The organism is Mycobacterium sp. MMS18-G62, assembly GCF_053877835.1.
Map to the genome: position 1 here is coordinate 1,688,471 of NZ_CM132662.1, position 23,040 is coordinate 1,711,510.

The window sequence follows — 23,040 nt, forward strand, 5'->3', positions numbered from 1 at the left end:
GACAAATGCGGCGAGGGGGAATGGTGGACGCGGATACGGCGGTGCGGCGACACCGGCGCCAGGGCTCACGGCGTGACCCGGCGATCGATGCTGCGGTGCTGGCCGCGACGAAACGGCTGCTCATCGAGCGTGGCTACGCGGCCACGACCATCGACCTGATCGCGACGACTGCGGGCGTGAGCAGGCCCGCGGTGTATCGCCGGTGGAGTTCCAAGGCGCAGTTGGTGCACGAGGCGCTGTTCCCCGACCTTGGCCCCGAAGCGCCTGAGGACGACTTCATCGCCGAGATCACCCGGTTGTGCCGCGGCGCGCTGAGGATGTACGGCGATCCCGCGGTGCGGGAGGCAATTCCGGGACTGCTCAACGACTTACGGTCGGATCGGCGGATGCGCCGGGTGCTCGGCGATCGCCTGGAGGCGACGGCACGGGGCCAGCTTGCCGAGCGAGTCGCTCAGGCGGTTGACGCCGGCACGGCGCGGCCGGGCATCGGCGCGGACACGATCATGGACGTCATCGCCGGCGGCGCGTGGTACGCGGTGTGCGTGCGGCGCGTCAAGGACGTCGACTCCGCGGCCAGCGAGCTGGCCGAACTGGTGCTGCGTGGAGTTCTTGCCTAGGGCCCTCAGCCCTTGAGCAGCATTGCGTACTGCGCAGCGATCTGCTGCCGTGCATCCAGCAGGTTCTTCGACGTCGTCTCGATCGCGTACTTGTCGGCCGCGCCCAGGCAGTAGAAGGTCTTGTCCTCCAACTGAAGACAGCGGCTACCCGGCAGGTTCACCACGGCGTCAGCGGGCTGCGACGTCGGTTGCAGTTCCGCGAAGAACCCGTCGACGATCTTGGCCGCTCCCCCGGCATCCTTGGTCTGGTAGACATTCGTCTTCGCCATCGCGACCAGATCCATTCCGGTATCCGAGAACAACTTCGCCGAGCGCGCCGGGTCGCTCTGGAATTGCAGCGCGCCGCGCTGTTCGTACGTCGTGTTCTGGACGACGGTGGCTTCCTTCTCCGGCACCGGCAGTGTGCGGGCCAGCAGCCCGGTCGGGTCGATCGAAATGTCGGCGAACTCCGCGGGATCGGTCGCCCGGAACTTGTCGATCAACGGTCCTTGCATGTCAAGCGTTTTCGCCACGAGCCCGAGCGCCACATCCACGCCGTCGACGACCTGGGCCAGCTGCATGAACACATACGACCCGTGCGCGGTAAACGAACGCACCGCTGCCCACTGCTTGCCGGTCTTGTTCTCGGTGACGCTATAGCTCGTCGCCTGCGCATCGGAATGGCCGGGGATCGCCGCGCGCTGCACGGGCGGAGTCCCTGTCTTTTGCGCAACATCGCTCAGATCGGCTGCGGCTGCACCCGCCGAAGCGTCGTCGCCGAACCTCAGCACCGCGTTCAGCAGGATTTTCTGATCCTCGGCAGCACGGGAAGTCGCGAACCCGTTGATGAAGTCGTGTGCGCCCACGGCCGGTGCGAACTGCTCCGGGCCGATCAACGTAAGGGCGTCGGGGCTCTTCAACACCATCGCGCCCAGGCCGAACCACTTCGTCAGCGTGGAATCGACCTCCCACGGACCGACGACGTTGTTGGCCATCCGCTGCGCCTCGATCAGAGCGCCCCGCATCGGGTTACCCGCGACCCCCAGTGGCGCGCTCGGTTCGGTCGGGTACGGCCCGACATCGAGCTTGCTGATATCCACCGAGGGCGGCGGCGGGGCTTTCTCACCCTTTACCGCGGAGCCTTCCACCGCCGTGGAGCACGACGGCACCAGAGCCATGACCGATACAAGCGCGATGCACGCGAGCCGCATTCGCAAAAAGCTACCGTGCGCGCAGCCGAATACCACGCGCCCGCGGCGTGATGTCCGAACACTCAAGAAATTGCGCTCCGCCGGTTCGTCGAGATCTGCAGAACGGTTGAACCGTTCGAGTATGTGAATCGTCTATGGATTGCCTGGACGTCTGCTGAGCCGGGTGGTCCTCTACTGTCACGAAGGAGCGCGATGAGCAACGCTGTGCAACAGACGAATCCACGAACAAATTCACTGGCGGTCGTCGCGTTGGTGCTGGGTTTCGTCTTCCCCCTGTTAGCCATCCCAACCGGGCATATCGCGCGAGCGCAGATCCTCCGGACCGGCGAGCGCGGCGACGGTTTGGCTCTGGCAGGGCTTGTGCTCGGCTATCTAGGGCTCATCGCGGTGGTGGTCGCTGTAATCGGAGTCATCGCCTACAGCGTGTAAGGCACGTCGGCCCACACGATCAGGGGACATCGATGCACCCGCTTACAAACGGCTACGCTCTCACGTTCGACGTCGACTATCCGCAGCAACTGAGCCGCTGGAAGACGGCATTCCGCCTCGTTCTCGCATTGCCGATACTGGTGCTGGTCGCAATTCTTGTCGGGGCAAACGGATTTGGCGGATTGTCTGCTTCATGGGGCGTTGAGCCGTGGACAGTGACAGTCCCCAATTTCTCCTATGTCGGCGGCGTGTTGGTTCTCGCGCCGCTGCTGATGATCGTGTTTCGTCGCAAGTACCCGCGCTGGTGGTTCGACTGGAACGTCGGGCTTCTGATGCTGCAAAGTCGGGTCGCGGCCTATCTCTACCTGCTACGCGACGAGTACCCGTCGACCGACGAGGCTCAAGCTGTTCACTTGGCGGTCCGCTACCCCGATGCCTCGCAGGAGTTGAGCCGCTGGTTGCCGCTCGTGAAATGGTTGCTGGCGATTCCGCATTACATCGTGCTGCTAGCGCTCACCGTGGTGTCGACGGTTGCCGTCATCATCGCGTGGTTCGCCATCGTCATCACCGGGCGTTACCCGCGACCTTTGTTCACCTTCAGCGTGGGCGTCCTGCGCTGGAATTACCGGGTGATCGCGTACGCATTCCTGCTGGCGACGGACAAGTACCCGCCGTTCCGTCTCGGTGCCTGAACCCGCGGCCCGCGGCGGGCCCAATTCAACCCACTAAACACCAAGGCCACGAAGCCTTTTGGTTTCGTGGACTTAACGTCGAACCGCTATTTGTGTGGGCGAAGGGGGACTTGAACCCCCACGTCCCGAAGGACACTGGCACCTGAAGCCAGCGCGTCTGCCATTCCGCCACTCGCCCCAACAACCGGGGGAGCCTATCACGCACCCCACCGTGCTCCCCAACCGTACGGAGGCTTGCCAGCGCCTGCCAGTAGTTCAAGATCGCGCGGCTGACCTGGCTCGATTCGATTCTCAGAATTCTGTTGGTCCCGCACCGCTGCGCTGGGCCGATACCATGCAAGTACGCGATGTGGCCACGCGACACGCTGGGCCGCGGGCGCGTGAGCAGGACTGACGGAAACTACGAGCGAGGCGGGCGGTGATATGGGTCTAGTCGACCGCATCGAGCGCAAACTCGAATCAACCGTCGGTGATGCGTTCGCCCGGGTTTTCGGTGGATCAATTGTGCCGCAAGAAGTAGAGGCAATGCTTCGCCGGGAAGCCGATACCGGAGCACGCGAAGTGCTTGGCGGACGTATTTTGGCGCCAAACGACTACGTCATTACTCTCAGTGTGCCTGACTATCAGAAGGTGAGCGCTGATCCGGACCTCACATCAACCGCTTTCGCCAAGCACTTGGAGGGTTACATCCATGAGCAGGGATGGCAAACGTATGGTGATGTGGTCGTCAGATTTGAGCAGTCACCGAACCTGCACACCGGACAATTCCGCGCGCGTGGTGCGGTCAATCCCGATTCGACCGCTGGCGAGCCCGCCGCAGACCAACCCAATCGTGCGTTCACCGCAGAACCAGGAGTAGCACCGATGACCGACAATCCGAGCTACCGCGGCGGCCAGGGACCGGGACGGCCCGCCGACGAGTACTACGACGAGCGGTACGGCCGCCACGAGGACGATCCGCGAGGCCAGGAGCCGCGCGGCCCATACCCCCCGCAGGAGCAGGGCGGCTATCCACCGCAAGGCGAGCAGGGCTATCCGCCGCGTCCGGCTTACCCCGATCAGGGCGGCTACCCGGACCAGGGTGGCTATCCCGACCAGGCCGGCTACCCGCCGCAGTCATATGAGCAGCGCCCGCCCGCCGGGTACGGCCCTCCGGCCGGCGGCGGCTACCCCGACCAGGGCTACCGGCAGCAGCCCGGTGGCTACGGCCCACCGCAGGTTGGCGGCCAAGGGTATGGCGCTCCGGCCGGCGACTACGACTACAGTCGCCCGCCAGGCCCGGGTCGTCCCGACGACGCCGGCTACGGCCGTCCCGAGCCGCGGCCGGCCTACCCGGACCAGGGTGGCTATCCCGACCAGGCCGGCTACCCGGACCAGGGCGGCTACGGCGGCCAGCCCTACGGCAGGCAGGACTACGCCCAGCCGGACTACGGACGCTACGGCGAGCCGGCGGGCGGCGCCGGTTACGCCGAGCCGGGCTACGCCGAACCGGCCGGTGGCGGATACGACTACGGCCCACCTGCAGGGCAAGGCGGCTACGGCGGCGGTTACGGCCAGGGCGACTACCCGGCCGGCGGCACCAGCGTGACGCTGCAGCTCGACGACGGCAGCGGCCGCACCTACCAGCTGCGTGAAGGCGCCAACGTGATCGGCCGCGGTCAGGACGCGCAGTTCCGCCTGCCCGACACCGGTGTGTCACGCCGGCACCTGGAGATCCGCTGGGACGGCCAGGTCGCACTGCTTTCCGACCTCAATTCGACCAACGGCACGACGGTGAACAACGCACCCGTGCAGGAGTGGCAATTGGCGGACGGCGACGTGATCCGGCTCGGCCACTCCGAGATCATCGTCCGAGTTCACTGAGGGCCTAGGCCGGCCGAAGCGGAGGGCGAAGCTGATCGCTTCCCCTTCACGTCGCTCGCCGTCCAAGTATCGTGACGTTGCCGATGGTGGCTGAACCTATTCTGGTGCCGGCGCAACGAGAACGGGACGGGGACGGAGAGGACGTCAGATGCAGGGGTTAGTACTGCAGCTGACGCGCGTCGGTTTCCTGTTGTTGCTGTGGCTGTTTATCTGGTCGGTATTAAGGATCTTGCGAACAGACATCTATGCGCCGACCGGAGCGGTCATGGTGCGGCGGGGACTGGCGTTGCGCGGTTCGTTGCTGCCCAACCGCGGCCGGCGCCACGTGGCACGCCAGCTCGTCGTGACCGAGGGCGCATTGGTCGGCACCCGCATCACGCTCGGCAGCCAGCCGGTGCTGATCGGCCGTGCCGACGACTCCACGCTGGTGCTCACCGACGACTACGCGTCGACGCGGCACGCCAGGCTCTCCCCACGAGGTTCGGAATGGTACGTAGAGGACCTAGGATCGACCAACGGTACATACCTTGACAGGGCGAAGGTGACGACGGCGGTACGCGTTCCGATGGGCACGCCGGTTCGAATCGGCAAGACGGTAATCGAGCTGCGCCCGTGACACTTGTCCTTCGATACGCCGCTCGCAGCGACCGCGGTTTGGTCCGCGCCAATAATGAGGACTCGGTATACGCCGGCGCGCGCCTACTTGCCCTGGCCGACGGAATGGGTGGGCACGCCGCCGGAGAGGTGGCCTCTCAACTGGTGATCGCCGCGCTCGCCCATCTCGACGACGACGAGCCCGGCGGCGACCTGCTGTCCAAGCTTGACGCCGCGGTACGCGAAGGCAACTCGGCCATCGCCGCGCACGTGGAAGCAGACCCCGAACTCGAGGGGATGGGCACGACGCTCACGGCAATCCTGTTCGCGGGCAACAGACTTGGGCTTGTCCACATCGGCGACTCCCGTGGCTATCTCATGCGCGACGGAGAGCTAACCCAGATCACCAAGGACGACACATTCGTCCAGACGCTGGTCGACGAAGGCCGCATCACCGCCGAGGAGGCGCACAGCCATCCGCAGCGGTCACTGATCATGCGCGCGCTCACCGGGCACGAGGTCGAGCCCACACTCATCATGCGCGAGGCGCGCGCCGGCGACCGTTACCTGCTGTGCTCCGACGGGTTGTCCGACCCGGTGAGCCACGACACCATCCTCGAGGCACTGCAGATCCCCGACGTGGCCGAAAGTGCCGACCGGCTGATCGAATTGGCGCTGCGCGGCGGCGGACCCGACAACGTCACCGTGGTGGTGGCCGACGTCATCGACTACGACTACGGCCAAACCCAGCCGATCCTTGCGGGCGCGGTTTCCGGCGACGACGACCAAGTTGCCCCACCCAATACCGCGGCGGGCCGGGCGTCGGCGTTCAACCCCCGCCGCAACGCCGCCAAACGCGTTGTGCCGCAACCAGAAGAAGAGCCTGCGCGGCGGCCGCGATCACGTCGTCGCATCCTGATCGCCGCAGCGCTCGTGGTTCTGGTGGTGTTGGCGGGTCTGGCCATCGGCCGCGAGATCGTGCGCAGCAACTACTACGTCAGCGAACACGACGGAACCGTGTCGATCATGCGGGGTGTCCAGGGGTCTTTTTTAGGCATAGCGCTTCAGGAGCCTTATCTGTTGGGCTGTCTGAACGCGCGAAGTGAACTGTCGCTCATCAGTGCCGGCCAAGCCAAGGACAACCTCGACTGCCGGATGCTCGCTGTCAACGACATGCGGCCGTCGGAGCGGGCCCAGGTGATCGCAGGCCTCCCGTCGGGCACCCTGGACGACGCCATCGCCCAGATCGAGGAGCTCGCTCGAAGCTCGGTCCTGCCCACGTGCGCGCCGCGCACGCCGACGCCCACCACGACGACGCCCCATCTCCCGGATACGCCCGCCAATCCCGGCATTCCCGAATCAGGCAGTGGCACACCGGCTCCCGAGACTCCCACGACAGTGACGGCGCCGCCACCTCCACCGCCGGGGCCAGCACCACCACCAGCCCCGCCTGCACCGCCGCCCCCGCCACCGACGTCGACCCCGGCGCCAACGGTCACCGCCCTTCCTCCCCCACCACCGCAACCGGGAACGAACTGCCGGGAAGTGTCATGACGACCCAGCCGCAGTCCCCCGTCGCGGTGATGCCGCCGCTGCCGAATCGGCGTAATTCAGAGCTGATTCTGCTTGGCTTCGCGGCACTGATCACCACGGTGGCGCTGCTGCTGGTCGAGGCCAACCAAGAGCACGGTCTGCATTGGGATATGGCCCAGTACACCGTTGCCTACCTTGCGCTGTTCACCGGCGCGCACCTGACCGTCCGGCGGTTCGCCCCGTACGCCGACCCGCTGCTGCTACCGGTCGTCGCGCTGTTAAACGGCCTGGGGCTCGTCATGATTCACCGGCTCGACCTCGCTCAGGGTGATCGGGCGTCACGGGGTTTGGGCGGAACCGCCAATCAGCAGATGCTGTGGACCCTGGTCGGTGTGGTCGCGTTCTCGCTCGTCGTGATCTTCCTGAAGGACCACCGAGTCCTCGCCCGCTACGGCTACGTCTGCGGATTGACCGGCCTTGTCCTCCTGGCGATTCCCGCGGTGCTCCCCCGGTCGATGTCGGAGCAGAACGGCGCGAAGATCTGGATTCGGTTGCCTGGCTTCTCAATTCAGCCCGCGGAGTTCTCAAAGATCTTGCTGCTGATCTTCTTCGCGTCGGTGCTGGTGTCCAAACGCAGCCTGTTCACAAGCGCCGGTAAGCACTTCGCCGGTATGGATCTACCGCGTCCACGAGACCTCGCGCCGCTGCTTGCGGCCTGGGTGGCGTCGATCGGCGTGATGGTCTTCGAGAAGGACCTCGGCACGTCGCTGCTGCTGTACGCGTCGTTCCTCGTCCTGGTCTACATCGCGACTGAGCGGTTCAGCTGGGTGGCCATCGGGCTGGCCCTGTTTGCCGCGGGAAGCGTTGCGGCGTATTACGTTTTCGACCACGTCCGCGTCCGCGTGCAGACGTGGATGGATCCGTTCGCGGACCCCGACGGCGCCGGCTATCAAATGGTGCAGTCGCTGTTCAGCTTTGCGACCGGCGGGATATTCGGGACCGGCCTCGGCAACGGCCAGCCCGGCACGGTGCCCGCCGCGTCCACAGACTTCATCGTCGCCGCGATCGGGGAAGAGCTCGGCCTCGTCGGTCTGGCCGCGGTGCTCATGCTCTACACCATCCTCATCATCCGCGGCCTGCGCACCGCGATCGCCGTGCGCGACAGCTTCGGAAAGCTGCTCGCCGCGGGCCTTGCATCGACGCTTGCGATCCAGTTGTTCATCGTCGTCGGTGGGGTCACCAAGCTGATCCCGCTGACCGGCTTGACGACACCGTGGATGTCGTATGGCGGCTCGTCGCTGCTGGCGAACTACGTCCTGCTGGCGATCCTGGTCCGCATCTCGCACGCCGCCAGGCGGCCGATCGACACGCGGCCCCACAACACGTCGATCGCGGCAGCCGGTACCGAGGTGATCGAGAAAGTATGAACACCTCGCTGCGCCGCATTTCCGTCACGATCATGGTGTTGATCGTGCTGTTGTTGGCCAATGCCACACTGACGCAAGTGTTTAGGGCCGACGGGCTGCGATCGGATCCGCGCAACCAGCGTGTCCTTCTCGACGAGTACTCGCGCCAGCGGGGCCAGATTTCGGCGGGCGGCCAGTTGCTGGCGTATTCGGTGTCGACCAACGGACGCTTTCGATTCCTGCGTGTGTATCCCAATCCGCTCGCCTATGCCCCGGTGACCGGGTTTTACTCGCTGCGGTATTCGAGCACCGGCCTGGAGCGTGCCGAGGACAGCATCCTCAACGGTTCCGATCAGCGGTTGTTCGGCCGACGGCTGGCCGACTTCTTCACCGGCCGTGACCCTCGCGGCGGCAACGTCGCGACCACGGTCAATCCGCAAGTGCAGCAAGCCGCGTGGGACGCGATGGAGCACGGCTGCAACGGAGGATGCAAGGGCGCAGTGGTCGCGCTCGAGCCCTCGACCGGCAAGGTCCTCGCGATGGTGTCGGCACCGTCGTACGACCCGAACCTGCTTGCGACGCACGACGTCGAACAGCAGTCGCAGGTGTGGCAACAACTGCGGGACGACCCGAACTCCCCGCTGCTGAACAGGGCGATCTCAGAGGCCTACCCGCCCGGTTCGACGTTCAAGGTGATCACCACCGCGGCGGCGCTTCAGCACGGTGCCGCCGAGAACACACAGCTCACGTCGGCGGCACGGATTCCGTTGCCCGACAGCACGGCGACGCTCGAGAACTTCGCCGGCTCGGCATGCGGCCCAGGCGCGACCGTCTCACTGCACGACGCGTTCGCGAAGTCGTGCAACACCGCATTCGTACAGCTCGGCATCAACACCGGTGCCGAGGCGCTGCGGGCGACGGCCTTCTCGTTCGGCCTCGACAGCCCTCCCCCTCCGATTCCGCTCGAGGTCGCCGAATCCACCGTCGGCCCGATGTCCGATGCCGCGGCGGTCGGCATGTCGAGCATTGGGCAGAAAGACGTCGCACTCACTCCCCTACAGAACGCGCAGGTGGCCGCAACCATCGCGAATAAAGGGGTAGCGATGCGGCCGTACTTGGTCGATAGCCTGAAGGGACCCGACCTTTCCAACATCGCCACCACGGCCCCGCAGCAAGAGCGACGGGCGGTGTCGGAGCAGGTCGCAGATACACTTACGGATCTGATGGTCGCCGCCGAGCAGGTGACGCAGCAGAAGGGAGCCATCGCCGGCGTGCAGATCGCATCCAAGACCGGCACTGCGGAGCACGGTACTGACCCCCGCAACACTCCGCCGCATGCCTGGTACATCGCCTTCGCACCAGCTCGAGCTCCCAAAGTTGCGGTTGCCGTGCTGGTCGAGAACGGCGGCGACCGGCTCAACGCCACCGGAGGCGCCGTGGCGGCACCGATCGGACGGGCCACCATCGCGGCGGCCTTGCGGGAGGGATCATGAGCCCGCGAAGGCGAACGCGAGTGAGGATCGCAGCGCGGAACGCGCGAGGACCGGTGGGCCCACGCCCGCAGGGCAGGGGACGAGCGGGAGACGAGCAATGAGCCCGCGCGTCGGAGTGACGCTGTCCGGCCGCTACCGGCTGCAGCGACTGATCGCCACCGGCGGCATGGGCCAGGTGTGGGAAGGCATCGACTCGCGGTTGGGCCGCCGTGTCGCGATCAAGGTGCTCAAGGCGGAGTACTCCACCGACCCCGAATTCGTCGAACGGTTCCGCGCCGAGGCGCGCACCGTCGCGATGCTCAACCATCCCGGCATCGCCAGCGTGTACGACTACGGCGAGACCGAGATGGACGGCGAAGGCCGAACGGCCTACCTGGTGATGGAACTGGTCAACGGTGAACCGTTGAACTCGGTGCTCAAGCGGACCGGCCGGCTGTCGCTACGGCACGCCCTGGACATGCTGGAGCAGACCGGCCGCGCGTTGCAGGTCGCGCACACCGCGGGGCTGGTGCACCGCGACGTCAAGCCCGGCAACATCCTGATCACGCCGACGGGTCAGGTGAAGCTGACCGACTTCGGCATCGCCAAGGCCGTCGACGCTGCGCCGGTGACCCAGACCGGCATGGTGATGGGCACCGCGCAGTACATCGCACCGGAGCAGGCGCTGGGCCACGACGCCACGGCCGCCAGTGATGTGTACTCGCTGGGAGTTGTTGGCTACGAATCGGTTTCAGGCAAACGACCGTTCACCGGCGACGGCGCGTTGACCGTGGCGATGAAGCACATCAAGGAGACGCCGCCGCCGCTTCCGGCCGATCTGCCGCCGAATGTGCGCGAGCTGATCGAGATCACGTTGGTGAAGAACCCGGGCATGCGGTACCGCTCGGGCGGGCCGTTCGCCGACGCGGTGGCCGCCGTACGGTCCGGCCGCCGGCCACCGAGGCCCAACCAGGCGCCGTCGATCGGACGCGCCACGCCGGCGGCGGTGCCGTCGGCCGCGCAGGCACGCGCGGCAGCCGATCTGACGGGGCGGTCCCCGGCGACCGCTGCCCGGGTGCGACCGGCAACCGGAAGCCACCGCAGCACTCCCCCGCCCCGGCGCACCTTCTCGTCGGGTCAGCGTGCGCTGCTGTGGGCGGCAGGTGTGCTCGGTGCACTGGCGATCGTCATCGCGATCCTGATCGTGCTCAACGCGCAGGATAAGAAGGACAAGGGCCCGCCCCCGCCGACGGTGACCAACACGATCACCGAGACGACCCCGTTCCAGACGCCGTCAGCGATGCCCGACTGGACCCGTGGCGGTGCCGTCAGTCATGGTGGGGAAGAATTCGGGGTACCCCGACTCGATGCGTTTTTGTCTCCTGCAACGGTGCAGGTGACGCGATTGGCTTCTGAACAGACATGGCAATGACGACCCCACAGCACCTGTCCGACCGGTATGAGATCGGCGAAATTCTCGGTTTCGGCGGTATGTCCGAGGTGCACTTGGCCCGCGACCTGCGGCTACACCGCGACGTCGCGATCAAAGTGCTGCGCGCCGACCTGGCCCGCGATCCAAGTTTTTATCTGAGGTTTCGCCGCGAAGCGCAGAATGCGGCGGCGCTGAACCATCCGGCGATCGTCGCGGTGTACGACACCGGAGAAGCCGAGACGCCGACGGGTCCGCTGCCCTACATCGTCATGGAGTTCGTCGACGGGGTCACCCTGCGAGACATCGTGCACACCGACGGGCCGATGGAGCCCAAGCGTGCCATCGAGGTCATCGCCGACGCGTGCCAGGCACTGAACTTCAGCCATCAGCACGGCATCATCCACCGCGACGTCAAACCGGCCAACATCATGATCAGCAAGAACGGCGCTGTGAAGGTGATGGACTTCGGCATCGCCCGCGCGCTGGCCGATTCCAGCAGTGTCACCCAGACCGCCGCGGTGATCGGGACGGCGCAGTACCTGTCGCCCGAGCAAGCCCGCGGTGAGAAGGTCGATGCCCGCTCCGACGTGTACTCGCTGGGCTGCGTGCTCTACGAAATACTCACGGGGGAGCCACCTTTCGTCGGTGATTCACCCGTCGCGGTGGCGTACCAGCATGTGCGCGAGGACCCGGTGCCGCCGTCGCAGCGGCACAACGGCATCTCGCCAGAGCTCGATGCGGTGGTGCTCAAGGCGCTGGCCAAGAACCCCGACAACCGCTACCAGACGGCCGCGGAGATGCGCGCTGACCTGGTGCGCGTGCACAGCGGCGAGCCGCCGGAAGCGCCGAAGGTGTTCACCGACGCCGAACGCACCTCGTTGCTGGCCTCGACGCCGTCGCAGTACCGCACCGAACCGATCGATCCCGAGCCCGGTCGCGGGCCGGGATACGACGACAAGGAACGCGGCGGATCGGTGGGCCGCTGGCTGATCGCCGTCGCGGTGCTGGCGGTGCTGACGGTCGCCGTGACTGTGGCGATCAACATGTTCGGCGGCAACACCCACGACGTGCAGGTCCCCGACGTACACGGCCAGAGCAGGGACGAGGCGATCGCCACGCTCCAGAACGCCGGCTTCAAGACGAAGACCAACCAGCAACCGGACAATTCGACTGCGGTCGATCACGCCATCAGCACCGATCCCGCTGCCGGTGCTTCCGTCAGCGCGGGAGACGAGATCACAATCAACATCTCCACCGGCCCGCAGCAGCGCGAGGTCGTGGATTGCAAGGGACTGACCTACGCCGACTGCGTCCAGAAGCTCACACAGGCTGGATTCGGCAAGTTCGAACGAGCGACGAACCCTTCACCTCCCGAGTTGAAGGACAAGGTAATGGCCACCAATCCGCCGGCCAATCAGACGACGGCGATTACCAACCAGATCACGATCGTCGTGGGCGGCGGCCCCACGACCAAGCCAGTCCCCGACTGCACTGGCCAGACCGCCGATGTCTGTACACAGATCCTCAAGGGCGCAGAGTTCACGAACTCGCTATCGACACAGGTCGACAGCACCGCGCCAGTCGGTCAGGTGGTCGGAACCAACCCGGCCGCGGGTCAGATCGTGCCGGTCGACACACAGATTCAGATCCAGGTGTCACGAGGAAATCAGTTCATCATGCCGAATCTGGTGGGGCAGTTCTGGATTGACGCCGAGCCGAATCTGCGCGGCGCCTTTGGTTGGACAGGGCAGCTGGTCAAGCTGCCCAACGTGGACAACAGCGGCCAGCGGTCCAACGCTGTGGTAACTCAGTCCCCGTCGCCGGGCACCCCGGTGAACAAGGACGCAAATATCACGCTGGCGTTCGCGTCGTAGCGGCCTGCACGGCGTTCGCGACCTCGTCCTCGAGTTGTTTGACGAGGGCTTCGGCTGGAGCCGCGCCGCAGTAGCCGAGCCAGTTGGCCAGCATGCGATGTCCACCCTCGGTGAGGATCGACTCGGGGTGGAACTGGACGCCGTGGATCGGCAGCTCGGTATGCCGCACGCCCATGATGACGCCGCCCTCGGTGCGAGCGATCACCTCGAGCTCGGCGGGCACGGTGTCCGGCAGGATCGTCAGCGAGTGGTACCGCGTCGCGGTAAACGGGTTCGGAAGGCCTTGCAGCACACCAGCATTGGAGTGGAAGACCGTGCTGGTCTTGCCGTGCAGCAGTTCGGGCGCGCGGTCGACGGTGCCGCCGAACGCCACGCCGATGGCTTGGTGACCGAGGCACACGCCAAGCAGCGGCGTCTTCGTCGCGGCGCACGCTTTCACGAGCGGGATCGACGCTCCGGCACGCTCTGGCGTGCCAGGGCCGGGGGAGAGCAGCACACCGTCAAACTGCTCGGCGGCCTTGGCGATGTCGCCGTCGGTGGCGAGGCGGTCGTCGTCGTTACGCCACACCTCCGCGTGCACACCGAGCTGGCCCAGGTACTGGACCAGGTTGAACACGAAGCTGTCGTAGTTGTCGACGACGAGGACCCGCATCGGACCAGGCTACTGGGAAACCCGGGTTCACTCTGCGGTGAGGGCGTCGGCTACTCGCACTTTTGCGCCATAGGCGCAGAGCGAACAGCTGCTCAGTAGCCGATCGGGCCCGCCGGCTTGGCGTACTTCATCCGCACCGGATCGGTGTGCCCGACGAGGTCGACTTGCGCCCGCGGCACTTCGGAGTAGCCCAGCCCGAACCGGACGACATACTGCTTGTACAGAGTGACGAGTGGGGCCGCGGCGAGCGCCGCCTGCATCGCGGGAACGTCGCCGATCGCAATGACGACGTACGGCGGGCTGTACGTGCGTCCGTTGAGTAGAAGCGTATTGCCGACACAGCGGGGCGCCGACGTGCCGATGATCCGCTGATCCTGCACCTGAATGCCTTCGGCGCCCGCACTCCACAGCGCATTGAGCACCGCCTCGATGTCCTGCTGATGCACGACGAGGTCGTCGGGGGAGGCGTCGCGCGGGAAGCGGCCCTCGGCGTCGCGCTGCGCGTCGTTGAGCGTCACGACCAGACCGGGTCCTCGCATCGGATCCAGGCCGGCGTCTACCGCGAGACTGGCCGAACGCTTGGTAATCGCCGTCAGCGCCGCGTCAGCGCCCGGAGAGCCCCCGTGGTGGGTGTCGATCGTCGTCACCAACGAGTCGCGTTGAGCCGCGAGCCGGTCCACCGACAGCTGAGTCTCGCGGACCAGGTCGACCAACCGCGGCGCATCGCTGCGCCGGATCTCATCGCCGCCGGACACACCATGCGTCGCCGCAAGCAAGAGCCCCGCCAGCAGACACACGACGGGCACCCCGAAGCGCCAGATGGAAGGACGCGGCTGGTCCATCGGCGCCTCTTTCGGGAATTCGGGCTGGCAGCACGGCTACGTTAGGCTCGTACCTACATCGTCGCACCGTATGACCCCGACTGTCTTCGAAGGTAACCATGCCCAAGTCCAAAGTCCGTAAGAAGAACGACTTCACCATCAACCCGGTGAGCCGGACGCCGGTCAAGGTCAAGGCAGGGCCGTCGAGCGTGTGGTTCGTCGTCTTGTTCTGTGGTCTGATGCTGATCGGCTTGGCGTGGCTGATCGTGTTCCAGCTCGCGGGCAGCGGCGCCAGCGCTCCGTCTGCGCTTCGTTGGATGGCCGACCTCGCGCAGTGGAACTACGCCATCGCCTTTGCTTTCATGATCACCGGTTTGTTGCTCACGATGCGCTGGCGCTAGCCGTACCGACCATTGGTATGAATTTAACTTGGTCTCCGCGCGTTACCCGTTTAGCAACCCTGCGGTCACCAGATCACACTGATGTGATTCATCCCCATTGGGGATAGCACTTGTGGATAACCTCATTAGCAACGGTAAAAGGGTGTGAATACCCCATGCAGCAAACAGAGTGGAGCCCGTCGCCGTTTGGAATCGCAGCGTGCGCCATATCAGGACTTATCTTGGCTATCCTCGCTGTGACCGTGGTCACAGATGCGCCCGGGCGGATTCTGATCGGGATAGCCGCAGTGGGTTTGCTCGTGTTTGCAAGCCTCTCGTGGCGGGCACGCCCAAAACTGGCAATCACTGCCGACGGACTACTTACCCGTGGTTTGTGGCGAACAAACGTGTTCCAGCGCACAGATATCAAGCTCATCCGGATCACCGAATTCCGGCGAATCGCGCGCAAGGTCCGTCTGCTCGAGGTCGATACAGCCGACGATCAACTGCTGGTCTTCACCCGATGGGACTTGGGCACAGACCCTTTGAACGTGCTCGACGCACTCACTACGGCCGGCTACGCCGGCTCGAATCCTGCCTGAGTCACGAGACTGTGATCGACTCGATCACCACCGGATCGGTCGGCCGATCGCTGCGGTCGACGGCTGTGGTGGCGATCTCGTCGACGACCTTCTGCGACTCCGGATCGACGACCTCACCGAAGATCGTGTGGCGCCGGTTCAGGTGCGGCGTCTTGCCGACCGTGATGAAGAACTGTGAGCCGTTGGTGCCCGGGCCCGCGTTGGCCATCGCCAGCAGGTAGGGCTTGTCGAACTGCAACTCGGGATGGAACTCGTCGGCGAACTGGTACCCCGGGCCGCCGCGACCGGTGCCCGTCGGGTCGCCGCCCTGAATCATGAAGCCATCGATCACGCGGTGGAACACCGCGCCGTCGTAGAACGGTCCCGATGAGCCGCCCGATGCGTTCTCGGTGCTGTAGTCCTTGGTGCCCTGCGCCAGTCCGACGAAGTTGGCGACGGTCTTCGGGGCGTGGTTTCCGAACAGAGCGATCTTGATGTCGCCGCGGTTGGTGTGCAGTGTCGCGGTCGCGGTCTGAATGGGGCTCGTCACGGGATGCCAGTGTGCCACGCCCGCTTCGGCGACCAACCGGGCACCGCTTGCTTGCGGTTGATGGCAGGCTGGAGTCGATCCCACCCCGGCCGCGAAAGAGGTGCCCTATGAGCTCGAAGACGGATGACCGGTTGACGTCCGGCCAGCGGTTGACCCGCGGGCTGAAATATTCGACGGTCGGACCGGTCGACGTCACGCTTGGCACGCTGGGTCTCGGGCTGCACGGTGCTCAGTCGTCCGCGTCGTGGATAGGCAACCGGTATCGCAACGGCCGGCTGCGCAGCCAGCTTCGTGAAGACGTCGCGGCCGTACAGGAATCGCTCGCACAGGAATTGGCCGCTGCCCAAGAAGTGGTCGCAAGCCTCCCGGCGGCGCTGCAGGATGCTCGCAAGTCGCGGCGTCGTCGTCGGCCGCTCGTCCTGGTCGCACTCGGCGTCGTGACGCTGGCTGGGGGAGCGGTGGCGTTCTCGATCATCCGGCGGTCGTCGCAACCTGAGCCGTCCGCCGCGAGCCAGTCGCGCCCGCCCAGCGTCGACGTCGCACCCAAACCGTAGTTTGCTACGAGCAGAGTCTGATGGCCGTCTCTGTCTTCGATCTGTTCTCGATCGGCATCGGGCCGTCAAGCTCGCATACCGTCGGCCCGATGCGGGCTGCGCGTCGATTCGCAAGGCATCTCGCCGACGATGGTCTGCTGCCGCATGTGAGCCGCGTGCGGATCGAGCTTTACGGCTCGCTTGGCGCGACCGGTGCCGGCCACGGCACTCCGGGCGCGGTGATGCTCGGGCTGGAGGGTTACGAGCCCGAGACGGTAGATCCCGCCGCGGCGCGCACCCGTGTCGAAGCCATCCAGACTGACCGCAAACTGCTGCTGTGCGGTGTTCACACCGTCGACTTCAATCCGTCCGACGACATCGTTATGTCCTTGCAAGCCATGGAGTTTCACAGCAACGGCATGGTGTTCGTCGCATACGCCGACGGCCAGGTCTTGAGCCGACGCGTGTACTACTCGGTCGGTGGGGGGTTCGTCGTCGACGACGACGAAGCCCGCTCGGGTAAGCGCGACGAATTGGCCGTCCCGTATCCGTTCAGCACGGCAGCGGAGCTTGTCGCACTGGCGACGGAGCACGGATGCAGCATCGCCGAGCTGATGGCGCGCAATGAAGCCGCACTCGGTCGCGAGCCTGACCTTCGACGCGGATTACTGCGGATCTGGTCGGCGATGCGTGAATGCGTCGACGCCGGTCTGGCCGCGACGGGCACGCTGCCGGGAAAGCTCGGCGTCAAGCGGCGCGCGCGTTTGCTGGCCGAGGCGTTGGACTCTAACGATCCGTTGTATGCGATGGACTGGCTGACGGTCTACGCGCTGGCGGTCAACGAGGAGAACGCGGGCGGCGGCCGGGTCGTCACAGCGCCGACGAATGGGGCGGCGGGCGTAATTCCTGCGGTGCTGCACTACTACTGGCGGTTCGTGCCTGGCGCCAGCCACGACGGCATCGTCGAGTTCCTGCTGACGGCCGCGGCGATCGGGCAGCTGTTCAAGGCGAACGCGTCGATATCCGGTGCGGAGGTCGGCTGCCAGGGCGAGGTGGGCTCGGCATGTTCGATGGCCGCCGCCGGGCTCGCGGCCGTCATGGGCGGAACGCCGGCGCAGGTGGAGAACGCGGCCGAGATCGGCATCGAGCACAACCTCGGACTGACGTGTGACCCAGTGGGCGGGTTGGTGCAGATTCCGTGCATCGAACGCAACGCCGTCGCGTCGGTCAAGGCGATCACCGCCGCGCGAATGGCGTTGCACGGCGACGGAACTCACCATGTCAGCCTCGACACGGCGATCAAGACGATGCGCGACACCGGCGCCGACATGAAGGACAAATACAAGGAGACGTCGCTCGGCGGCCTAGCCCTCAACGTTGTGGAGTGTTGACCGTCATTGGCCATCAGCGGGCCGGAAAGTGTGCATTAGTTGTTGGAGGGCAGGAGGTTGTTGAGGGACCATGTCGCCCATGCCTGACACCTGGCTGTCCGATACCCGATCCTCCTACGACACCGACGCCTCCGGGTACGCCGAGAAGGTACACGGGCTGCTCGGCGAGAGGCCTTACCTACGCGGAAGCCTGGCGTTGTTCGCTGAGTTGGTGCGCGGTGCCGGAGGCGGACCAGTCGCCGATGTCGGCTGCGGGCCGGGGTACGTCACCCGCTACCTCCACGACGCCGGGGTGGACGCGTTCGGCATCGACCTTTCGCCCGAGATGATCGCGATCGCGCGGCGCAACTACCCCGACCTACGCTTCGAGGTCGGGACGATGACCGACCTCGACCTGGCGGACAACTCCGTTGCCGGCGTGCTCGCGTTCTGGTCTGTGATCCACGTGCCCGACCACGCCGTGCCCGGTGTGTTCGAACAGTTCCGCCGAGTGTTGCGTCCAGGGTGTCCGCTGCTGGTCGGGTTTCATGTCGGTGACGAAACACAACACACGTCAGAGGGCTACACGGGTCGCTCGATCAATGTTGACAGTTACCACCGGCCGCCGAGCAGGGTCGTGGGCTGGCTTCGTGATACGGGGTTCACGATCGAGGCCGAACTGGTTCTCAGGCCAGACGAGGAAGTCCCCGGAGCCGTCATCTTTGCGCGCAGCTCCACCTGATTGCGCGTTGATGTCACCGTCGACCACTACCGCCGGGCGGCGCGAATGGCGTTGCACGGGGACGGAACTCACCACGTCAGCCTCGACTCGGCGGCGTCGCCCTCCACGTGGTGGAGTGCTGACCGTCATTGGCCATAGGTGTACCGCAGATTCGCGTTGATGAGTTCGCCCACTCGTTTGCACATGTGCCGGGTGAGACGCTCATCGGGGACGGGCTCGTCGACGTAGAGCGTCCATCGCAGATCGGTGCCGCCACGCGCGGCCTCTAGGTCGAATTGCACGCGGGCGTCCGTGCGCTTCACCCACAGCGACGACCAGACCACACGATGTGGTTCATCGGATTCGATTACTGTCGGCGCGATTTCGTCGTCGAGAAGATCCAGCCACGGACGAATCGGCTGACGATGCGGATCGCACAGGTCATCGAAAACAGCCTTCGGCGGCGCGGGCTGGTTGCGCTGCCGAGAGCCGATTGCCTCCATGCGATGAACGTATCAACGACGTTTTCAACCGCACCATGAAATTTTGTGGAGCCTAGGGGATTCGAACCCCTGACTTCTGCCTTGCAAAGGCAGCGCTCTACCAACTGAGCTAAGGCCCCTGATCGGTCAGGTCGGTGCTTGGGCCGCTGTGTGCCACACCTCTGCGCCGTGCCGTGACCTCCACACGATCACCGCCACTACCGCTGCTGCGAACAGCAACACCAGCTTCATGGTGTGAACCTTTCCGTGGGGCTAGGAGGACTCGAACCTCCGACCTCTTCGTTATCAGCGAAGCGCTCTAACCGCCTGAGCTATAGCCCCGTAAAACCCGTATGGCCGAGCGACGAGATTACCGCAACGGCCTGCCTCGGCCCAAACCCGCGGACGCGAGGAGCAAGAGAACCTCAGTCGCGATCCGCCAGGGTGACTTCCACGCCGCCGACCAAGTCGGTGGTCAGGTTGTAGATGAACGCCCCACACGTGGCCATCGCGGTCAGCAGCACGATGTTCACCAGACCCACCAACGTGGCGCCACCGAAGATCGTTCCGCTGGATACCAGCTCGCCACCGCTGCCGCCCCCGCTGGTGAGCAGATCGCCGACGTTGCTGTTGAGCTTGCTCCACACGCCCATGCCGCCGAGCACCAGGTAGAGGAATGCGACGGCGATCATCCACACGAAAAACAGCGCGACCGACAACACGAGCGACACCTTCAGCGTGCTCCACGGATCGATCCGGCGGATCTGCATGCTGGCGCGCACCGGTCCCTTGTGCTGCCGGCCGCCGACCTGGATGCGGCTGGTCGCCGTCGTCCGGCTCACCGGTTCTTGCGAGGGCCGCTCGGGTGCGGGTTTGCGTGGCTGCGACGGGCGAGGCGTCGGCCCCGAGAGATCCGGGAGCTCGCTGGCGTACGCCTCTGGCCGCGCGGCTTCGGTCCGTTCGGCCCGCGGCGGGCCGTCCTGCTCGTGAGTTGACGACGCTGATGACGTCGACCCGCCGGAGATGAAGCGGTTCAGCCGGGCGTCCACGCCGGGGGAGTGCCCCGCTGCGCCGCGGGGTGCCTCGGTGTGCGCCGAGGATTCTTGGGGTGGACGATGCGTCTGCCGCGCGGCTCGAGCCGCGGGCCCGCGCTGCCAAGGAGGAGTGTCGCCCGCCTCCGAGACATGACCGGCCGGCAGTGGGCCGGTGCGCGACGCCGCGTTGCCGAGCGAACCACCTTCGTGAGCGGGGGAGCCGTTGCCGCTGCCGGGACCGTCGCCCGCCCGCGGGTATCCCGGCTCGTTCGGTGAACTCACCTACGGCTCCTTAACGTCGTTACGCCTCCGGCTCGGCGGCGTCTCCCTCGTTCTCCTCGGCGTTGCGCGCAACGGCAACCAGTGTGTCGCCCTCGCCCAGGTTCATCAACCGAACGCCCTTGGTCTGCCGCCCGGCCTTGCGGACCTGGCGAGCAGCGGTCCGGATGACGCCTCCACCCGAGGTGATGGCGTACAACTCAGTGTCATCATCGACGATCAACGCTCCAACCAGACTGCCACGCCGCTTGTCGTATTGGATCGTCAGCACCCCTTTGCCCCCGCGGCCCTGAACGGGGTACTCCTCGATCGCTGTGCGCTTGGAATACCCGCCGGACGTCGCGACCAGCAGATACGTGTCCGGGCGCACGACGTTCAGCGACAGTAGCCGGTCGTCGGCGTTGAACCGCATACCCTGCACACCCGAGGTCGCGCGGCCCATCGGCCGCAGCGCCTCGTCGGTTGCCGAGAACCGGATCGACTGGCCCTTGGCCGAGACCAGCAGCAGGTCCTCCTCTGCAGAGCAGAGCACCGCGCCGACGAGTTCGTCCCCGTCGCGCAGGTTGACCGCGACGATGCCGCCGGAGCGGTTGGAGTCGAAGTCGGTCAGCCTGGACTTCTTCACCAGACCATTGCGAGTGGCCAGCACCAGGTACGGCGCGTCCTCGTAGCTCTTGATCTGGATGACCTGGGCAATGCGTTCCTCAGGCTGGAAGGCCAGCAGGTTCGCGACGTGCTGACCACGCGCGGTCCGCGACGCCTCGGGCAGGTCGTACGCCTTGGCGCGGTACACGCGACCCTGTGTGGTGAAGAACAGGATCCAGTCGTGCGTCGAGCACACGAAGAAGTGGTTGACGATGTCGTCCTGTTTGAGGCCGGCGCCCTGCACGCCCTTACCGCCGCGCTTCTGGCTGCGGTACAGGTCGGACTTCGTCCGTTTGGCGTACCCGGTCTCGGTGATCGTGACGACGACCTCTTCGCGGGCGATCAGATCCTCGTCGGAGACTTCGCCGTCGGCAGGGACGATGCGTGTGCGGCGGTCGTCGCCGTACTTGTCGGCGATCTCCTTGAGCTCGTCGCGCACGATCGCGCGCTGCCGCTCGGGCTTGGCCAGGATGTCTTCGAGGTCGGCGATCTCTGCCTCGATCTTGGCGAGATCGTCGACGATCTTCTGACGTTCCAGTGCGGCCAGGCGGCGCAACTGCATGTCCAGGATGGCCTGGGACTGGATCTCGTCGATGTCGAGCAGCTCAATCAGGCCCTGCCGCGCAACGTCGACGGTTTCCGACGCCCGGATCAACGCGATCACCTCGTCGAGCGCGTCGAGCGCCTTGACCAGACCGCGCAGGATGTGGGCGCGTTCGTTGGCCTTGCGCAGCCGGTAGGTGGTGCGCCTGACGATGACGTCGAGCTGATGGTTGACGTAATGGCGGATCAGCTGGTCGAGCCGCAGCGTGCGGGGCACGCCGTCGACGATCGACAGCATGTTGGCGCCGAAGCTGGTCTGCAGCTGCGTGTGCTTGTAGAGGTTGTTCAGCACCACCTTGGCCACCGCGTCGCGCTTGAGCTCGACGACGATGCGCAGGCCGACGCGATCGCTGGACTGGTCTTCGATGTTGGCGATGCCGTTGAGCTTGCCGTCACGGACCTGCTCGGCGACCGACGTGATGAAGTTGTCGTGGTTGACCTGATACGGCAACTCGGTGATGACGATTCCGGTGCGCCCGCGTGAGTCTTCTTCGATTTCCACGACGCCGCGCATGCGGATGGAACCACGGCCGGTGGTGTACGTGTCGTGAATCCCTTGGGAGCCAACGATCAAGCCGTAGGTGGGGAAGTCCGGGCCCTTGACGCGTTCGGTTACCGCCTCAAGAGTTGCCTCCTCGTCGGCGTCATGGTTCTCCAGGCACCAGTACACCGCCTCCGCGAGTTCGCGCAGGTTGTGTGGAGGCATATTGGTGGCCATGCCGACGGCGATGCCGCCTGAACCGTTGGCGAGCAGATTCGGGAACCGGCTCGGTAGGACAGTCGGCTCCTGGACACGCCCGTCGTAGTTGGGGATGAAATCGACTGTCTCCTCATCGATTTCACGCAGCATCTCCATCGCCAACGGCGTAAGACGCGCCTCTGTGTACCTCATGGCGGCCGGAGGATCGTTGCCCGGCGAGCCGAAGTTGCCCTGGCCGTCGACCAGGGGATACCGCAGCGACCACGGCTGCGCCATGCGAACCAGGGTGTCGTAGATCGACGCGTCGCCGTGGGGGTGGTAGTTACCCATCGTTTCGGCAACGGAGCGTGCGGATTTCGCGTGGCTGCGGTCCGGCCGGAAGCCCGAGTCGTACATCGCGTAGAGCACACGGCGGTGCACCGGCTTGAGTCCGTCGCGGACTTCAGGCAGCGCGCGTCCGACGATCACGCTCATCGCATAGTCGATGTAGCTGCGCTGCATCTCCTGCTGGATGTCGACCGGCTCGATACGGTCTCCTGCTTCGTCGCCGGGCGGCAACGTGGTGTCAGTCATGTTGTTTGAGTCCT

22 protein-coding genes and 3 tRNA genes are annotated in these 23,040 nt (G+C 65.6%); 15 read left to right on the plus strand and 10 right to left on the minus strand.

All coding sequences use genetic code 11. The annotated features are described in order from the left end of the window. The first annotated feature begins 20 nt into the window (after nucleotides 1-20). Nucleotides 21-617 (plus strand): TetR/AcrR family transcriptional regulator, encoded by a 597-nt coding sequence (locus ACWW36_RS08405; protein ID WP_456141099.1) that lies wholly within the window; start codon nucleotides 21-23, stop codon nucleotides 615-617. A gap of 5 nt (nucleotides 618-622) precedes the next feature. On the opposite strand, the gene ACWW36_RS08410 is transcribed toward ACWW36_RS08405, so the two are convergent. Further along, a complete protein-coding gene (locus ACWW36_RS08410; protein WP_456141100.1) occupies nucleotides 623-1,807 on the minus strand; it encodes a DUF7373 family lipoprotein in 1,185 nt (394 codons plus the stop codon). 192 nt (nucleotides 1,808-1,999) lie between these two features. Between ACWW36_RS08410 and ACWW36_RS08415 the strand changes: the two genes are divergently transcribed. Beyond that, complete coding sequence (locus ACWW36_RS08415) at nucleotides 2,000-2,236, plus strand: DUF4190 domain-containing protein (RefSeq protein WP_456141101.1); 237 nt, start codon at nucleotides 2,000-2,002, stop codon at nucleotides 2,234-2,236. A gap of 32 nt (nucleotides 2,237-2,268) precedes the next feature. Beyond that, complete coding sequence (locus tag ACWW36_RS08420) at nucleotides 2,269-2,928, plus strand: DUF4389 domain-containing protein (RefSeq protein WP_456141102.1); 660 nt, start codon at nucleotides 2,269-2,271, stop codon at nucleotides 2,926-2,928. 95 nt (nucleotides 2,929-3,023) lie between these two features. Here ACWW36_RS08420 and ACWW36_RS08425 read toward each other — a convergent pair. Further along, nucleotides 3,024-3,106: transfer RNA gene (locus ACWW36_RS08425), tRNA-Leu, on the minus strand. 245 nt (nucleotides 3,107-3,351) lie between these two features. Between ACWW36_RS08425 and ACWW36_RS08430 the strand changes: the two genes are divergently transcribed. The 7 genes from ACWW36_RS08430 (at nucleotide 3,352) to pknB (ending at nucleotide 13,102) form a co-directional block, all read left to right on the plus strand. Beyond that, complete coding sequence (locus ACWW36_RS08430) at nucleotides 3,352-4,791, plus strand: FhaA domain-containing protein (RefSeq protein WP_456141103.1); 1,440 nt, start codon at nucleotides 3,352-3,354, stop codon at nucleotides 4,789-4,791. Between the two features lie 148 nt (nucleotides 4,792-4,939). Continuing rightward, on the plus strand, nucleotides 4,940-5,407 hold the full coding sequence (locus tag ACWW36_RS08435) for an FHA domain-containing protein FhaB/FipA (protein ID WP_456141104.1): 468 nt from the start codon (nucleotides 4,940-4,942) through the stop codon (nucleotides 5,405-5,407). Beyond that, entirely contained in the window at nucleotides 5,404-6,939 is a 1,536-nt protein-coding gene (locus ACWW36_RS08440; RefSeq protein ID WP_456141105.1) for a PP2C family protein-serine/threonine phosphatase, read from the plus strand. The genes ACWW36_RS08435 and ACWW36_RS08440 overlap by 4 nt, the downstream gene beginning before the upstream one ends. Next, on the plus strand, nucleotides 6,936-8,345 hold the full coding sequence (locus ACWW36_RS08445; protein WP_456141106.1) for an FtsW/RodA/SpoVE family cell cycle protein: 1,410 nt from the start codon (nucleotides 6,936-6,938) through the stop codon (nucleotides 8,343-8,345). Before ACWW36_RS08440 ends, ACWW36_RS08445 begins: the two co-directional genes overlap by 4 nt. Next, nucleotides 8,342-9,817, plus strand: coding sequence for a D,D-transpeptidase PbpA (gene pbpA, locus ACWW36_RS08450; protein ID WP_456141107.1), 1,476 nt, complete (start codon nucleotides 8,342-8,344; stop codon nucleotides 9,815-9,817). Before ACWW36_RS08445 ends, pbpA begins: the two co-directional genes overlap by 4 nt. Nucleotides 9,818-9,914: 97 nt before the next feature. Next, complete coding sequence (locus ACWW36_RS08455; RefSeq protein WP_456141108.1) at nucleotides 9,915-11,228, plus strand: protein kinase domain-containing protein; 1,314 nt, start codon at nucleotides 9,915-9,917, stop codon at nucleotides 11,226-11,228. Next, nucleotides 11,225-13,102, plus strand: coding sequence for a Stk1 family PASTA domain-containing Ser/Thr kinase (gene pknB, locus ACWW36_RS08460; RefSeq protein WP_456141109.1), 1,878 nt, complete (start codon nucleotides 11,225-11,227; stop codon nucleotides 13,100-13,102). Before ACWW36_RS08455 ends, pknB begins: the two co-directional genes overlap by 4 nt. On the opposite strand, the gene ACWW36_RS08465 is transcribed toward pknB, so the two are convergent. After that, nucleotides 13,080-13,754, minus strand: coding sequence for an aminodeoxychorismate/anthranilate synthase component II (locus ACWW36_RS08465; protein WP_456141110.1), 675 nt, complete (start codon nucleotides 13,752-13,754; stop codon nucleotides 13,080-13,082). The two genes, pknB and ACWW36_RS08465, sit on opposite strands and share 23 nt — an antisense overlap. Before the next feature lie 92 nt (nucleotides 13,755-13,846). Continuing rightward, nucleotides 13,847-14,596: a DUF881 domain-containing protein gene (locus tag ACWW36_RS08470; RefSeq protein WP_456141111.1), complete on the minus strand. Its 750-nt coding sequence runs from the start codon at nucleotides 14,594-14,596 to the stop codon at nucleotides 13,847-13,849. Nucleotides 14,597-14,694: 98 nt separating this feature from the next. On the opposite strand from ACWW36_RS08470, the gene crgA reads away from it, so the two are divergent. Further along, nucleotides 14,695-14,976: a cell division protein CrgA gene (gene crgA, locus ACWW36_RS08475; protein ID WP_456141112.1), complete on the plus strand. Its 282-nt coding sequence runs from the start codon at nucleotides 14,695-14,697 to the stop codon at nucleotides 14,974-14,976. A 155-nt stretch (nucleotides 14,977-15,131) separates the two neighbouring features. Then, nucleotides 15,132-15,557: a PH domain-containing protein gene (locus ACWW36_RS08480; RefSeq protein ID WP_456141113.1), complete on the plus strand. Its 426-nt coding sequence runs from the start codon at nucleotides 15,132-15,134 to the stop codon at nucleotides 15,555-15,557. 1 nt (nucleotide 15,558) lies between these two features. Here the strand turns inward: ACWW36_RS08480 and ACWW36_RS08485 are convergent, their stop codons facing one another. Then, nucleotides 15,559-16,086 carry a peptidylprolyl isomerase gene (locus ACWW36_RS08485; RefSeq protein ID WP_456141114.1) on the minus strand — a complete coding sequence of 176 codons (528 nt, stop codon included), beginning with the start codon at nucleotides 16,084-16,086 and terminating at the stop codon, nucleotides 15,559-15,561. Nucleotides 16,087-16,193: 107 nt separating this feature from the next. Between ACWW36_RS08485 and cwsA the strand changes: the two genes are divergently transcribed. From cwsA to ACWW36_RS08500, 3 genes are all read left to right on the plus strand, one after another. Continuing rightward, nucleotides 16,194-16,640, plus strand: coding sequence for a cell wall synthesis protein CwsA (gene cwsA, locus ACWW36_RS08490; protein ID WP_456141115.1), 447 nt, complete (start codon nucleotides 16,194-16,196; stop codon nucleotides 16,638-16,640). 20 nt (nucleotides 16,641-16,660) lie between these two features. Further along, a complete protein-coding gene (locus tag ACWW36_RS08495; protein WP_456141116.1) occupies nucleotides 16,661-18,010 on the plus strand; it encodes an L-serine ammonia-lyase in 1,350 nt (449 codons plus the stop codon). A gap of 79 nt (nucleotides 18,011-18,089) precedes the next feature. After that, nucleotides 18,090-18,731 carry a class I SAM-dependent methyltransferase gene (locus ACWW36_RS08500; protein ID WP_456141117.1) on the plus strand — a complete coding sequence of 214 codons (642 nt, stop codon included), beginning with the start codon at nucleotides 18,090-18,092 and terminating at the stop codon, nucleotides 18,729-18,731. 125 nt (nucleotides 18,732-18,856) lie between these two features. Here the strand turns inward: ACWW36_RS08500 and ACWW36_RS08505 are convergent, their stop codons facing one another. The 5 genes from ACWW36_RS08505 to gyrA all read right to left on the minus strand — a co-directional run bounded on the left by ACWW36_RS08505 (nucleotide 18,857) and on the right by gyrA (nucleotide 23,026). Beyond that, nucleotides 18,857-19,213, minus strand: coding sequence for a hypothetical protein (locus ACWW36_RS08505; protein ID WP_456141118.1), 357 nt, complete (start codon nucleotides 19,211-19,213; stop codon nucleotides 18,857-18,859). A 46-nt stretch (nucleotides 19,214-19,259) separates the two neighbouring features. Continuing rightward, nucleotides 19,260-19,332, minus strand: a tRNA-Ala gene (locus ACWW36_RS08510). 128 nt (nucleotides 19,333-19,460) lie between these two features. Continuing rightward, a tRNA-Ile gene (locus ACWW36_RS08515) sits at nucleotides 19,461-19,534 on the minus strand. Between the two features lie 83 nt (nucleotides 19,535-19,617). Further along, complete coding sequence (locus tag ACWW36_RS08520) at nucleotides 19,618-20,508, minus strand: DUF3566 domain-containing protein (RefSeq protein ID WP_456141119.1); 891 nt, start codon at nucleotides 20,506-20,508, stop codon at nucleotides 19,618-19,620. Between the two features lie 19 nt (nucleotides 20,509-20,527). After that, nucleotides 20,528-23,026 (minus strand): DNA gyrase subunit A, encoded by a 2,499-nt coding sequence (gene gyrA, locus ACWW36_RS08525; RefSeq protein ID WP_456141120.1) that lies wholly within the window; start codon nucleotides 23,024-23,026, stop codon nucleotides 20,528-20,530. Between the last annotated feature and the right edge of the window lie 14 nt (nucleotides 23,027-23,040).

Excerpts from the sequence above, each read along its gene's own strand:
- ACWW36_RS08445 (WP_456141106.1), top strand. The coding sequence starts at position 6,936 with ATGACGACCCAGCCGCAGTCCCCCGTCGCGGTGATGCCGCCGCTGCCG.
- ACWW36_RS08420 (WP_456141102.1), top strand. The coding sequence starts at position 2,269 with ATGCACCCGCTTACAAACGGCTACGCTCTCACGTTCGACGTCGACTAT.
- ACWW36_RS08495 (WP_456141116.1), top strand. The coding sequence starts at position 16,661 with ATGGCCGTCTCTGTCTTCGATCTGTTCTCGATCGGCATCGGGCCGTCA.
- ACWW36_RS08480 (WP_456141113.1), top strand. The coding sequence starts at position 15,132 with ATGCAGCAAACAGAGTGGAGCCCGTCGCCGTTTGGAATCGCAGCGTGC.
- ACWW36_RS08410 (WP_456141100.1), bottom strand. The coding sequence starts at position 1,807 with ATGCGGCTCGCGTGCATCGCGCTTGTATCGGTCATGGCTCTGGTGCCG.
- ACWW36_RS08435 (WP_456141104.1), top strand. The coding sequence starts at position 4,940 with ATGCAGGGGTTAGTACTGCAGCTGACGCGCGTCGGTTTCCTGTTGTTG.
- ACWW36_RS08505 (WP_456141118.1), bottom strand. The coding sequence starts at position 19,213 with ATGGAGGCAATCGGCTCTCGGCAGCGCAACCAGCCCGCGCCGCCGAAG.
- pknB (WP_456141109.1), top strand. The coding sequence starts at position 11,225 with ATGACGACCCCACAGCACCTGTCCGACCGGTATGAGATCGGCGAAATT.
- pbpA (WP_456141107.1), top strand. The coding sequence starts at position 8,342 with ATGAACACCTCGCTGCGCCGCATTTCCGTCACGATCATGGTGTTGATC.
- ACWW36_RS08415 (WP_456141101.1), top strand. The coding sequence starts at position 2,000 with ATGAGCAACGCTGTGCAACAGACGAATCCACGAACAAATTCACTGGCG.
- ACWW36_RS08465 (WP_456141110.1), bottom strand. The coding sequence starts at position 13,754 with ATGCGGGTCCTCGTCGTCGACAACTACGACAGCTTCGTGTTCAACCTG.
- cwsA (WP_456141115.1), top strand. The coding sequence starts at position 16,194 with ATGAGCTCGAAGACGGATGACCGGTTGACGTCCGGCCAGCGGTTGACC.
- ACWW36_RS08430 (WP_456141103.1), top strand. The coding sequence starts at position 3,352 with ATGGGTCTAGTCGACCGCATCGAGCGCAAACTCGAATCAACCGTCGGT.
- ACWW36_RS08500 (WP_456141117.1), top strand. The coding sequence starts at position 18,090 with ATGCCTGACACCTGGCTGTCCGATACCCGATCCTCCTACGACACCGAC.
- ACWW36_RS08455 (WP_456141108.1), top strand. The coding sequence starts at position 9,915 with ATGAGCCCGCGCGTCGGAGTGACGCTGTCCGGCCGCTACCGGCTGCAG.
- gyrA (WP_456141120.1), bottom strand. The coding sequence starts at position 23,026 with ATGACTGACACCACGTTGCCGCCCGGCGACGAAGCAGGAGACCGTATC.
- crgA (WP_456141112.1), top strand. The coding sequence starts at position 14,695 with ATGCCCAAGTCCAAAGTCCGTAAGAAGAACGACTTCACCATCAACCCG.
- ACWW36_RS08405 (WP_456141099.1), top strand. The coding sequence starts at position 21 with ATGGTGGACGCGGATACGGCGGTGCGGCGACACCGGCGCCAGGGCTCA.
- ACWW36_RS08470 (WP_456141111.1), bottom strand. The coding sequence starts at position 14,596 with ATGGACCAGCCGCGTCCTTCCATCTGGCGCTTCGGGGTGCCCGTCGTG.